At 73.2% G+C, this 12,324-nt stretch carries 9 protein-coding genes and 1 pseudogene; 3 read left to right on the forward strand and 7 right to left on the reverse strand.

Annotation, left to right across the window (positions count from 1 at the left end; translation table 11 throughout):
- Positions 1–15: 15 nt before the first annotated feature.
- The 4 genes and pseudogenes from U5640_RS14640 to U5640_RS14655 form a co-directional block, all read right to left on the reverse strand.
- Positions 16–666 (reverse strand): ATP/GTP-binding protein, encoded by a 651-nt coding sequence (locus U5640_RS14640; protein WP_340376244.1) that lies wholly within the window; start codon positions 664–666, stop codon positions 16–18.
- A pseudogene (locus U5640_RS14645) lies at positions 647–1,048 on the reverse strand (DUF742 domain-containing protein); the annotation flags it as partial. The gene U5640_RS14640 and the pseudogene U5640_RS14645, both read right to left, overlap by 20 nt.
- Before the next feature lie 152 nt (positions 1,049–1,200).
- Entirely contained in the window at positions 1,201–1,707 is a 507-nt protein-coding gene (locus U5640_RS14650) for a roadblock/LC7 domain-containing protein (RefSeq protein WP_340376245.1), read from the reverse strand.
- On the reverse strand, positions 1,704–4,508 hold the full coding sequence (locus U5640_RS14655; protein ID WP_340376246.1) for a nitrate- and nitrite sensing domain-containing protein: 2,805 nt from the start codon (positions 4,506–4,508) through the stop codon (positions 1,704–1,706). The genes U5640_RS14650 and U5640_RS14655 overlap by 4 nt, the downstream gene beginning before the upstream one ends.
- 369 nt (positions 4,509–4,877) lie before the next feature.
- On the opposite strand from U5640_RS14655, the gene U5640_RS14660 reads away from it, so the two are divergent.
- Entirely contained in the window at positions 4,878–5,675 is a 798-nt protein-coding gene (locus U5640_RS14660; protein WP_340376247.1) for a hypothetical protein, read from the forward strand.
- Positions 5,676–5,736: 61 nt separating this feature from the next.
- Here U5640_RS14660 and U5640_RS14665 read toward each other — a convergent pair whose 3' ends face one another.
- Together U5640_RS14665 and lon are read right to left on the reverse strand one after the other, a co-directional pair.
- Positions 5,737–6,216 (reverse strand): MarR family transcriptional regulator, encoded by a 480-nt coding sequence (locus U5640_RS14665; protein WP_340376248.1) that lies wholly within the window; start codon positions 6,214–6,216, stop codon positions 5,737–5,739.
- 168 nt (positions 6,217–6,384) lie between these two features.
- A complete protein-coding gene (lon, locus tag U5640_RS14670) occupies positions 6,385–8,805 on the reverse strand; it encodes an endopeptidase La (RefSeq protein WP_340376249.1) in 2,421 nt (806 codons plus the stop codon).
- 285 nt (positions 8,806–9,090) lie between these two features.
- Between lon and U5640_RS14675 the strand changes: the two genes are divergently transcribed.
- Positions 9,091–10,110 (forward strand): DUF5954 family protein, encoded by a 1,020-nt coding sequence (locus U5640_RS14675; RefSeq protein WP_340376250.1) that lies wholly within the window; start codon positions 9,091–9,093, stop codon positions 10,108–10,110.
- A gap of 502 nt (positions 10,111–10,612) precedes the next feature.
- Here U5640_RS14675 and U5640_RS14680 read toward each other — a convergent pair.
- Positions 10,613–11,374, reverse strand: coding sequence for a rhomboid-like protein (locus tag U5640_RS14680; RefSeq protein ID WP_340376251.1), 762 nt, complete (start codon positions 11,372–11,374; stop codon positions 10,613–10,615).
- A 228-nt stretch (positions 11,375–11,602) separates the two neighbouring features.
- Between U5640_RS14680 and U5640_RS14685 the strand changes: the two genes are divergently transcribed.
- Positions 11,603–12,301, forward strand: coding sequence for a spermidine synthase (locus U5640_RS14685; RefSeq protein ID WP_340376252.1), 699 nt, complete (start codon positions 11,603–11,605; stop codon positions 12,299–12,301).
- Positions 12,302–12,324: the final 23 nt, after the last annotated feature.

Below are 12,324 nucleotides of genomic sequence, written 5' to 3' on the forward strand. Positions count from 1 at the left end.
CTCGGGGGGCGAGACTTACTCGGGGGTTTCGTCGAGCGCGTGGCCCACCAGGGCCAGAAGGGTCTCGATCACCGAGATCCGGCGCCGCGCGTCCATGATCATGACAGGTATGTGCGCCGGGATCGTCAGCGCCTCCCGCACGTCCTCGGGCTCGAACAGCTCACTGCCGTCGAAGTGGTTGACCGCGACGACGTACGGCAGCCCGCAGCTCTCGAAGTAGTCCAGCGCGGGGAAGGAGTCCTTGAGCCGACGGGTGTCGGCGAGGACGACCGCGCCGATCGCGCCGCGCACCAGGTCGTCCCACATGAACCAGAACCGCTGCTGGCCCGGCGTGCCGAACAGGTACAGCACCAGGTCGTCGTCGAGCGTGATGCGGCCGTAGTCCATGGCGACCGTGGTGGTGGTCTTCTCGGGCGTGCCGGTGAGGTCGTCGGTCTCCGCGCTCGCCTCGGTCATCAGCGCCTCGGTCTGGAGGGGCTCGATCTCCGAGACGGTCCCGACGAGGGTGGTCTTTCCGGCGCCGAACCCGCCCGCCACCACGATCTTGGTGGCTATGGGGGCTCGGGTGCGGTCGGTCTGCCAGGGCTGAAGGGGCTCGTCGGGTTCGGGTGCGACGAGGGGGGTGACGCCAAAGGAGGAGGCGGCGTCAGAGACGACGGAGTCCACTCAGCACCCTTTCCAGCAGAGCGCGGTCGGGACGGCCCGTACCGTGAGTGGTACCGGTGCCGTACACACGGATCTTTCCCTGGTCCGCGAGGTCGCTGAGCAGCACCCGGACCACGCCGAGCGGCATCTTCAGCAGCGCGGCGATCTCGGCCACCGTGCGCATCCGGCGGCACAGTTCGACGATGGCCCGCAGCTCGGGCATGACCGTGGACCTGAGCGAACCGTTCGTCAGTTCCCTGCGCCCCTCGGGGGCTTCGAGGGCCGCGACGAACGTCTCCACGAGAAGGACGTGACCGAAGCGGGTGCGGCCGCCGGTGAGCGAGTAGGGGCGGACACGGGCCGGCCTGCGGTCGCCGCCGCGGACGGGGAGCTGCTTCTTGGGCTGTTGCGGCTGCGGCTGCTGGTCGGTCCGGTGCTGCGGGTCGGTCCGGTGCTGCCGCTCGGCCTGGCGGTGCTGCTCGGTCCGACGCGGCTGCTCGTTCTGGCGCGGCTGCTCGTTCTGGCGCGGCTGCTCGTTCTGGCGCGGGTCGTTGGTCATCGGGTGCTCCCCGCCGACTCCGGCTCCTCCAGCGATTTTCGTAGCTCGCTGCGGAGTTCGGGGGTCAGGACGTGTCCGGCCCGGCCCACGAAGAGCGCCATGTGGTACGCCACGACGCTCATGTCGCAGTCGGCGGAGCCGTGGACGCCGAGCAGGGAGCCGTCGCTGATCGACATCACGAAGAGGCTGCCCTCCTCCATGGCGATCATGGTGTGCTTGACCCCGCCGAAGTCGATGAGCTTCGCGGCGCCGATGGTGAGGCTGCCGATGCCGGAGACGATGGTGGCGAGGTCCGCGGAGGAGCCGCGCGGGCCGGTCGGCCTGCCGCTGCGGGACTGCCTGGCCTCGTCGTTGCGGCCCGGGTCCGAGGAGAGCAGGAGCAGGCCGTCGGAGGAGACGACGGCGACGGACTGGATGCCGGGGACCTCCTCCACGAGGTTGGTCAGCAGCCAGTGCAGGTTACGGGCTTCACTGCTCAGTCCGAAGGTACTGGGCGCGGTCAACTGCTTGCCTCCTCGACTGTGCCCCCCGTGTCTTCTTCGGCGTGTGCGTGTGCATCTTGAGCTCTCGCGGGTGCCGGAACCTTGTTCTGGCCCGTCTTCTCCGCGATCTCCGCCTCCACCTCGCGGTATCCGGCCTCCGCCCCCCGGCGGAAGCCGCCCAGACGGCGGCGGAGGGCCTCGGCGTCGACCGAACCGGTCAGCCGGCGCGGGGCCTGCGTGGGAACAGTGATCTTGGGGGTGCGCTTCGGGAGGCCCTTGTCGGTGACGGGCTCCTCGTCGGCGACGAGTTCCTCCGGCGCGTCGGGGACCCTGCTGTGCTCGGCGCTGTTCTCGTCGGCGACGTCGGGGGCGGTGACGCCGTCGGGATCGCTGATGTCGGCGGGGGCGCTGACGTCGGCGTCGTCCGCTTCCCCGGGCGGATGCGGGAGCAGGAGTTCCATGGTGGTCTCGGCGGGGCGCTCGGGGGCGGAGCGCTCCGCACCGGGGACCGGGTCCTGCGACGAAGCCTCCGGTGAGGCCTCCTGCGAGGCCTTCTGCGAGGCCTTCTGGGGGGCGTCCTCCGCCTTGCGTACGGCCTTCTCCGCGAGGGCGACCAACGGGTCGTCGGTGGGCTTGGTGCGGCCGGGCAGGACGTTGGAGTTGGCCTCGGCGTCGGCGCCCGGGAGGGAGAAGGCGGGACCGGCCGCTCCGGCGGGGGCGGCGGAGGGGACCGCGGCGGCGGGCGCGGCGGCCAGCAGCGCGGTCGGCAGGACGGCCACGGCCGCGGTTCCGCCCTGCTTCTGCTCGCGCAGCTGCACCCGTACCCCGTGCCGGTGGGCGAGTCGGGCCACGACGTACAGACCGAGGCCGAGACCCTCCTCGCCCTCCTGGTCGTACGGGGTCTCGGGGTTGAAGTCGGCGAGCCGGGAGTTGAGGCGGACGAGCCGTTCCGCGTCCAGGCCGATGCCCTCGTCCTGCACGGAGAGCATCACCTCGCCGTTCTCCAGGAGCCAGCCGGAGATCTCGACGGGGAGGTCCGGCGGGGAGAACGTGGTGGCGTTCTCCATCAGTTCGGCGAGGAGATGGCTCAGGTCGTCGGCGGCGAAGCCCGCCACGTGCGCGTGCGGCGGCAGGGAGGCGATGCGGACCCGCTCGTAGCGCTCGATCTCGCTGACCGCCGCCCGGACGACGTCCACCAGCGGGATCGGGCCCGCGTGCTGCTGGACGTGCTCGGTACCGGCCAGGACGAGGAGGTTCTCGCTGTGCCGGCGCATGACGGTGGCGAAGTGGTCGAGCTTGAAGAGGGTCGAGAGCCGGTCCGGGTCCTGCTCGCGCTCCTCCAGGGTCTCGATGACGGCGAGTTGCCGCTCGACGAGCCCGAGCGTGCGCAGGGCCAGGTTGACGAACGTGCCGCCGATGGCGCCGCGCAGCCGCTCCAGCTGCGCGGCGGAGTCGGCGAGTTCGGCGCGCAGCTCCTCACGGGCGTCGGCCATCTGCTGTCGCTGGCCGACGAGGTGCTTGCGGTCGGACTCCAGGGTGTTGACGCGCTCGTGGAGGGCGACGGCGTGCTCGTGCAGGGCGTTGACGGACCGGACGACCTGGGCGAACTCGTCGTTGCGGCCGGTGAACCGCACCGGCTCCTCGGCGGCGGGGTTCTCGGCCTCGGCGAGCCGGGCGGAGCCGCGCCGCAGCACCGACAGCGGGAAGGTGAGGCTGCGCGCCATACCGGTGCTGACGACGACCGCCAGCAGCATCAGGGCGCCGATCAGCGCGACCCGGATCTCCAGCGCGGTGACGTCGTCGTCGCGCAGCCGCGCGAGGTCCTTGGTGCGGCGGTCGTAGAAGGAGGACTCCACGCCACGCATCAGGTCGACGCGGGCGGAGAGCGCCGCGTCCAGCTTCTTGGTGCCGGTGTCCAGCTCGTCGTCGCCGAGGACGGGCTGGTCGGTGAGGTGGGCGAGGTACTTCTCGGCCGTGTCGACGTCACCGCCGGTGACGGTGGAGTCGTAGGAGTCCACGGTCGCGCGCGGGGCGCCCTCGCGGAAGTCGGCGAGGGCCGCGTCGGAGCGCACCCGGGCCTGCTGGGCGGCGGCGGTGAGCGCGTCGCGGACCTTGGTGTCGGCGGCCGAGGACGTCTTCTCGGTGGTCGTCAGACCGGTGGCCGGGTCGTAGACGGACCGGGAGTCGGTGGGCACGTTCAGTGCGGCGAGCAGCAGACCGCGGGCCGCCGAGGCCTGCTGTACGGCGGCGTCGAGCTCGGCGAGGGCGTAGGCGCCGGAGCCCGCGCGGGGCGGCATCTGCTCGGCGAGCCGGTCGGCGAGGCCGTGCAGCGCGGTGATGATCGCGGAGTACGCCTCGTGCGCGTCGAGGGCCGTGTCGTCGCCGGTGAGCGCCGCGGCGCGGACGGCCGCGAGGGAGTCGAGGGCGGCGCGCAGCGAGGCGGTGAGCTCCGTCTCCTCCAGTTCGCGCGCCTGACGGTCCACCCGGGCGCTGCCGTCGGCGGACGGTGCCTGGGACTTGGGGCGGCCGGCGGCGACGTAGGAGGTGATCGCGTCGCGCTCGTCCGCGAGGGACTGGGCGAGGACGAGGGCGTCCTGGGTCTGTTCGGCGAGCGTGACCAGGTCCTGGGAGTCCTTCAGCTGCCCGGAGGCGGTGAGGACGGCGGGGGCGCCGGCCCCGGCGATGGCGGCGGCGACCACGGCCACCGCGACGATCAGCCGGTTGCGTACGTGGGTGGGACGGCCCTTGCCGACAGGGGTGCGCTCCGCGCCCCCCTCGGAGGCCGTCTGCCTGCCTGTGCGCCGAGGCCGCGTCTTCTGCACCGGTGCTCGCATTCCTGACTCGTGTACCCATGGGCCGGATATGACGCCCCGTCAACTGGTGCGTACGCCCGGTTCGGTCCCCGACCCTCCCAGTGCCGGTGGGCGGGAACCGCGCATCGCCTGACCCGCCACCCGAAGGAGTGAACATCGGAGGGGAGTTGGCGGGCAAGTTCCTCTGGCGCGTGCAGCGCCCTTGCGCGCCGGGCCGGTTGGACGTGGGCGGCGGGCTTTGACAAGATTCGCCGCCACCGCTTCCCCGACCCCTGCATTACCTCCCAAAACAGGCGTCTGACCTGCGCGCCTACGCCCGTTCGGCGAGCGATGCAAGCCTTTCGCGGAGGCTGTGGAGGGGTCGTGCAGACTGGCCGGATGCGTACGGAACTTGTGTCGCGGCCCGGCGATCCGGACCGGCCCGACGAGGACTTCGTGAGCGTCGGCCTTCCCGCCTGCGGGCAGGGCGGTTCCGTCGTCGTGCTCGACGGGGTGACTCCGCCGCCGGACGGCGGGGGCTGTCTGCATTCGGTCCCCTGGTTCACGGCACGGCTGGGCGGGGCGCTGACCGAACTGACCGTTTCCGCACCGGATGTTCCGCTGGTCGAGGCCCTCTCTCTCGCCATTGCGCGTACCGCCGCGGCCCACGCCGAAACCTGTGACCTTTCTCACCCGCGCACCCCGCAGGCGACGGTGGCTCTCGCGCGCTGGTCGGCGGAGAGCGTGGAGTATCTGGTCCTGTCCGACGCGGTGCTGCTGCTCGCCGCCCCGGACGGCGCGGTGACCCCCGTCCTCGACGACCGGCTGGCCCGGCTGCCGCGCGAGCTGCTCAGGAGCGCGGCGTACGTCGACGGCTCGCTGCGCAACCGGGAGGGCGGCTTCTTCACCGCCGCCGCGGATCCGGCGGTGGCCGCGCGGGCGGTGACCGGAAGCGTGCCGCGCGCCGGGGTCGGCGCCCTGGCGGCGCTGTCCGACGGTGCGGCGCGCTGGACGGAGACCTTCCACGAGGGCGACTGGACGGACCTGTTCGCCCTGGTCCGCGCGCGGGGGGTGGCCGCGCTGGTGGAGCGGGTGCGCGAGCTGGAGCGCGCCGACGGCGCGGACGGCTCCGGACGGGTGTTCCTGGGGACCGCGAAGACGCACGACGACGCGACGGCGGTGTACGTCGAGCTGTAGGCGCCGCCGGGAGCCGTACGGGGGCACCGGGCGGCAACCGCCCGGTGCCCCCGGTGCCGGGCTACTTCTCCATGCCGCGGTTGAGCTGGTGGAGCAGCCGGGCCAGTTCCGCGACCTCGCGCCGGTCCCAGTCGGAGAAGTGCGTGACGTACCGCTCGCGGCGGGCCTCGCGGACCCGGCCGACCCGGCGGCGGCCCTCCTCGGTCAGGTCCACCAGCCAGGCACGGCCGTCGGCCGGGTCGGGCTCGCGTGCGACCAGTCCGAGCTGCTCCAGGGCGCGCAGCTGACGGGACATGGTGGCCTTGCCGACGCCGATGTATCCGGCCAGTTCGGTGGCGCGCTGCCGGCCGCACTCCTCCAGCCGGACGAGCAGACCGTACGCGGCGGACTCCAGGTCCGGGTGGACCTCGCGGGCCATCTCGCCCTGGTTGGCGCGGGCGCGCCGGAACAGGACCGTGAGTTCCCGCTCCAGCGAGAGGAACTCCCGGTCGCCCTGGTCCACCCCGCGCGGCGATGTCTCGCCGTTCGCTTCCTCGTGCACGTCAGCACACTCCTGTTTCCGCCGGTGCCCGCCCTGGCCGCGGCTCCTCAAGTATTTCGCAGCCGCGGACCGGCGGCGTTTTCCAGGGGGCGGGACCGGCTGGGGCGGGCGAGGGCCCGGGCCTCCCTCACGAGGAGCCCGGACCCTGCCCTGATCCGGCCGCGTCCGTCACGCCGCGGCCGGAACCTCGGGCGACGCGCCGTGCGTGGCGGGCGCGAGCGCCAGTTCCAGGACCTGCCGGACGTCGGTGACGGCGTGGACGTCGAGCTTGTCCAGCACCTCCGCCGGGACGTCGTCCAGGTCGGGTTCGTTGCGCTTGGGGATGACGACGGTCGTCACTCCCGCGCGGTGGGCGGCGAGCAGCTTCTGCTTGACGCCGCCGATCGGCAGCACCCGTCCGGTGAGGGAGACCTCGCCGGTCATCGCCACGTCGGTGCGGACCAGGCGGCCCGACAGCAGGGAGGCGAGGGCGGTCGTCATGGTGACGCCCGCGCTCGGGCCGTCCTTGGGGACCGCGCCCGCCGGGAAGTGGATGTGCACGCCCCGGTCCTTCAGGTCGCCGACGGGCAGCTCCAGCTCCGCGCCGTGCGAGCGGAGGAAGGACAGGGCGATCTGCGCGCTCTCCTTCATCACGTCGCCGAGCTGGCCGGTCAGGGTCAGCCCCGCCGCGCCGGTCTCCGGGTCGGCCAGCGACGCCTCGACGTAGAGCACGTCGCCGCCCGCGCCGGTGACCGCGAGGCCGGTGGCGACGCCCGGGACCGCCGTACGGCGCTCGGCCGGGTCCTGGGCGGACTCGGGCACGTGGTGCGGCCGTCCGATCAGGGCGCGCAGGTCGGCGTCGGTGACGGTGAACGGCAGCGTCCGCTCGCCCAGTTCGTGCTGGGCGGCGATCTTGCGCAGCAGCCGGGCGATCGACCGCTCCAGGGTCCGTACGCCCGCCTCGCGGGTGTACTCGCCGGCGAGCTTGCGCAGCGCGCTCTCGTCGAGGACGACCTCGTCCTGGTGCAGTCCGGCCCGCTCCAGCTGGCGCGGGAGCAGGTGGTCCCGGGCGATGACGACCTTCTCGTCCTCGGTGTAGCCGTCGAGGCGGACCAGTTCCATCCGGTCGAGCAGGGCCTCCGGGATGGCCTCCAGGACGTTGGCGGTGGCCAGGAAGACCACGTCGGACAGGTCCAGCTCGACCTCCAGGTAGTGGTCCCGGAAGGTGTGGTTCTGCGCCGGGTCCAGGACCTCCAGCAGGGCCGCCGCCGGGTCGCCCCTGAAGTCGGAGCCCACCTTGTCGATCTCGTCGAGGAGCACGACCGGGTTCATCGACCCGGCCTCCTTGACGGCCCGCACGATCCGGCCGGGCAGCGCGCCGACGTACGTACGGCGGTGACCGCGGATCTCGGCCTCGTCGCGGACGCCGCCGAGGGCGACGCGGACGAACTTGCGCCCCATGGCGTGGGCGACGGATTCGCCCAGGCTGGTCTTGCCGACGCCGGGGGGACCCACCAGGGCGAGTACGGCACCGCCGCGCCGCCCGCCGACCACGCCCAGCCCGCGCTCGCTGCGCCGCTTGCGCACCGCGAGGTATTCGGTGATCCGCTCCTTCACGTCCTCCAGGCCCGCGTGCTCGGCGTCGAGGACGGCCTTGGCGCCCTGGATGTCGTAGGCGTCCTCGGTCCTTTCGTTCCACGGCAGTTCGAGGACGGTGTCCAGCCAGGTGCGGATCCAGGAGCCCTCGGGCGACTGGTCGCTGGACCGCTCCAGCTTGTCGACCTCCTTCAGGGCGGCCTCGCGGACCTTCTCGGGCAGGTCGGCGGCCTCCACACGGGCGCGGTAGTCGTCGGACTCCTCGCCGTCCTTGGCGGCGTCGCCGTTGAGTTCGCGCAGCTCCTTGCGGACGGCTTCGAGCTGGCGGCGCAGCAGGAACTCGCGCTGCTGCTTGTCGACGCCCTCCTGGACGTCCTTGGCGATGGTCTCGGCGACGTCCTGCTCGGCGAGGTGGTCGCGCAGCTGCTGGGTGGCGAGCTTGAGGCGGGCCACCGGGTCGGCGGTCTCCAGCAGCTCCACCTTCTGTTCGGTGGTCAGGAACGGCGAGTAGCCGGAGTTGTCGGCGAGCGCGGAGACGTCGTCGATGGCCTGGACGCGGTCGACGACCTGCCAGGCGCCGCGCTTGCGCAGCCAGGCGGTGGCGAGCGCCTTGTACTCCTTGACCAGGTCGGCGACATGACCCGGCAACGGCTCGGGCACCGCCTGGTCGACCCGGAGGCCCTCGACCCACAGGGCGGCGCCGGGGCCGGTCGTCCCGGCGCCGATCCGGACGCGGCCGCGGCCGCGGATCAGCGCGCCCGGGTCGCCGTCGGCCAGCCGGCCGACCTGTTCGACCGTGCCGAGCACACCCGTGCTCGCGTACGTCCCGTCGATGCGTGGCACCAGCAGCACGCGCGGTTTTCCGCCCTCGGAGCGGGCGGCGGCCTGGGCGGCCTCCACGGCGGCGCGTACGTCGGTGTCGCTGAGGTCCAGCGGTACCACCATGCCGGGGAGCACGACCTCGTCATCGAGGGGCAGTACGGGCAGGGTGAGCGATGCGGACGTCGAAGCCATGATCTCCCCTTCGGCAGTCAAGTTGAGCTATGCCGACTCAATGCACATGAGCCGCCGAATGTTCCCAGGGGTGCACCGCGTTCGCTGTGGGCGATCACGGAGGCCGGACGGGACCCGCACAAGAGCGGTCGCCGGAAGCGACGCGGACACACGCGGGCGCTCGGGGGCGCGCCGCAGGAGACCGCACGACCGGCCGTGCCTCGCCGCTCCCGCCTTCCCCCACCCCGTCCGCCGACTTACGGCATTCACCCCGAAGCCACCCCATACGGCGACCACAATGCGCGTATGACCGATGACTGGAAGCGACGGCTCGACGCGCTGCACGCGGATCTCGTGCGCCGGGACGACCCCGTCGCCTGGGTGATGGAGGCGGACGCCGTGGAGGCCTCCCGGCGCTATCCGCACATCGCGCTGCGCGGGCCCGTCTTCGGTGTCGCCGTCCGGGATCCCGCCGGCGGCGAACCGCGCTGGCGGCTGCTGAAGCCGGTGGTGGACTGTATGCCCCAGCAGTCCCGGGACGGGCTGAACTCGCACCTGTGGTTCACCGCCAAGGACGGCACCGACGACCGGTCCGTCCGGCGCGCCCTGCTCGCGGCCGTCTCGGTGCTGGAACGCGACCCGGCCGACGAGGTGGAGGCGCTGGGCGTGCGCTACCGGGTCGTCCGCGGCGACGAGTTCGCGCGGACCGGCGACGACGGCCTGGAGCCGCCGCGGCCCACCGATCCCGAACCGGTCCGGCCGTCGTGGGAGGAGGGGGCGGCGGACCTCTCCCCCGATGTCGGATTCGCGCTGGACCCCGGCCGGGACGAGGGGCCGATGGCGGGCGCCCTGCGGCTGGGCCTGCGCGATTTCGTGTACTCCGGCGCCCGCTTCCCCGAGGAGGTGCTCGCCGACTCGGTGCGGGCGGCCGGCACCCACCCGGACGTGGTGCGGCTGCCCGTCGGTTTCGCGGTGACCGAGCGCGTCGCCGCCGGCTGGAGCCCCTGCGGCTCCCTGCACCCGACCCCGCACGACGCCCGTCGCTCCCTCTACGACGGCATGTCCCGCGTCTGGGCGATGCTGTACCGCTTCGACGAGCGCAAGAAGGCCCGGTACGCGCGTGCCGCCGAGGCGTTCCGGGCGGCGGGCCGGGCCGACGAGGCGAGCGTGGACGACCGGGTGTTCCGGGTCTGCCGGGTCGAGCGGATGGTCCGGATGGGGCCGGACGGCCCGGAGCCACCCCGCCCTTCGGACGCCGACGAGTACGGCCCCATGAAGATCCACCCGACCCTGCGCGAGGACGGCACGGTCCGCTACGACGACTGACGGCGCCCCCCGCCCCACGGCGCGAGCCGCCCGGGACGAACGGCAGCCACCGGGCCGAGCCGCAGCGCCCCGGTCGCCGGGTCTGGCGTGACCACCCTGGCGCTTGCCGCGCCCCGGTCGCCGGATCGGCCGTCACCCCGGCGGTTGCCGCGCACCTCACCCGCGACGGAAGCCGCTCCCCCACCACTGCCACCCCGCACCGAAGGCATCACCCTGAGCGAGCCACCCGAAGCGCGGGCACGACAGAACCCAGGGGATGATTAGAGCGAGCCGCCCGGGACGAACGGCAGCCACCGGGCCGAGCCGCAGCGCCCCGGTCGCTGGGTCTGGCGTGACCACCCTGGCGCTTGCCGCGCCCCGGTCGCCGGGCCGGCCGTCACCCCGGCAGTTGCCGCGCACCTCACCCGCGACGGAAGCCGGTCCCCCGCCGCGGTCGCGCCCGCACCGGCGGTCGGCAGAGCGCGTCGCCGGCCCCGCGCTCCGGTCGGGCATCCCGACGGCGTCACCTTCGGGCGCGCGCCGCCTGGGCCGTGCCCCCGGCGCGCTCCCGGCTCCACCGCCGTACCCAGGGCCAGGTCGCCACGCCGATCGTCAGCGCGAACAGGTGGCCCCAGTCGGTGAGGGGGTCGGTGAAGGCGAGCAGGTCCTGGAGCAGCATGCCGCCGACCGCGATCAGGAGGGGCAGGCGCAGCCAGGGGCGGAGCAGGCCGGCCAGGGCGCCCACGCTCGTGGCGACCCCGAAGCTGATGCCGTAGTCGAGGCGGTGCAGCGAGCTGGAGGGGAGATGGCCGGCCAGGACGGCGAGGCCGACCGGGACCTCGGTCGCGAGGGTGGCCAGGGCGTGTCCGAGCAGGAAGACGACGGCCGTCCGGGCGCCCCCGATCCGGCGCTCCAGCACGGTGAGGACGATCAGGAAGCCGAGGGTGAAGGGTGAGAGGAGACCACCGGCGACCCAGAGCGCGCTGGCGAGGAGCACCTGTGCCGGGGCGGTCAGCAGGTGGGCCACATCCGTGCTGGAGCCCTGCTGGAGGGCGTGCACGAAGGCCGGGTCGGCGTACGCGGCGACGCAGGAGGTGACGGCGAGGACGGCGGCGTAGGACAGGGTGAAGGGGACCGGGAACCGGAGCGGCCGCCGGCGCCGGACGCGCGGTCCCTGCTCGGCGGGGCGCGTGACCTGCCGCGGGGAGTGCTGGCCGGGGATGCCGTCCAGGAGTCCGGTGACATCCGGAAGGGGCGGACCCGTACGGGCCGTCGCGGATTCCACTGTGAGGCGCTCCTTCCGTTTCACCCCCACCTTTCGTGGCCGACCCGCGCCGTGTCTGTGACCCGCGCCACGCGGGGCCCGATTCACAGGAAGCTCCGAGATTCCCACGGGCTTCACGCCGTCCAGCGCACAGCGGCGCGTCAACGTCACACCCGCCCCTCACCCCCGCGCGACCGGCGCTCCCTTAAACCCGTCAACAGACCGTCAGGGAAGTGCCAGGATGGGCCGATGCCCCGTTCGTACGACATCCCTGACGGCCCCGAGGTGCTCGACCGTCGCGAGGGACCCCATGGTGAGGTCGTGTTGCGCCGGCACGGCGAACTGCTCCAGATCATCGCCAACGGCTGCTTCCTGATGGACACCTCCGACGGTCGCTCGGAGCGGCTGCTCGTCGACGCCGCGCTCGCCGCACTGGACGGCCGTCCCGCACCGAAGCTGCTGATCGGCGGCCTGGGCGTCGGGTTCTCGCTCGCCCGTGCCGCGGCCGACGCCCGCTGGGGCGCGATCACCGTGGTGGAGCGGGAACGGGCCGTCGTCGACTGGCATCTCGACGGCCCGCTCGGGCGCGTCTCCGCCCGGGCCCTCGCCGATCCGCGCACGACGATCGTCGAGGCGGACCTGCTGGACCACCTCCGTGAGACGTGCGACACGTTCGACGCGATCTGCCTGGACATCGACAACGGCCCCGACTGGACCGTCACCGAGGGCAACGACAGCCTTTACTCCCCGGCCGGACTCACGGAGTGCGCAAGGGTGTTGGCACCCGGTGGCGTGCTGGCCGTCTGGTCCGCCCAGCCCTCTCCGGAATTCGAGGGAACCTTGCGGAATGCCGGGTTCCGACAGGTGCGTACCGAAGAGATCCCGGTTGCCCGAGGAGTGCCGGACGTCGTGCACCTCGCCGTCCGTCCCGCCGTCGGGGCTGGATAGCAATGCGTCGGTGACTCCGGGTA

The sequence above is a fragment of the Streptomyces sp. SS7 genome (assembly GCF_037993025.1).
Taxonomy (GTDB): domain Bacteria; phylum Actinomycetota; class Actinomycetes; order Streptomycetales; family Streptomycetaceae; genus Streptomyces.

What these genes read in the sequence shown, in the direction of transcription:
- U5640_RS14660 (WP_340376247.1), top strand. Translation starts at nt 4,878, where the DNA reads ATGCGTACGGAACTTGTGTCGCGGCCCGGCGATCCGGACCGGCCCGAC.
- U5640_RS14675 (WP_340376250.1), top strand. Translation starts at nt 9,091, where the DNA reads ATGACCGATGACTGGAAGCGACGGCTCGACGCGCTGCACGCGGATCTC.
- lon (WP_340376249.1), bottom strand. Translation starts at nt 8,805, where the DNA reads ATGGCTTCGACGTCCGCATCGCTCACCCTGCCCGTACTGCCCCTCGAT.
- U5640_RS14685 (WP_340376252.1), top strand. Translation starts at nt 11,603, where the DNA reads ATGCCCCGTTCGTACGACATCCCTGACGGCCCCGAGGTGCTCGACCGT.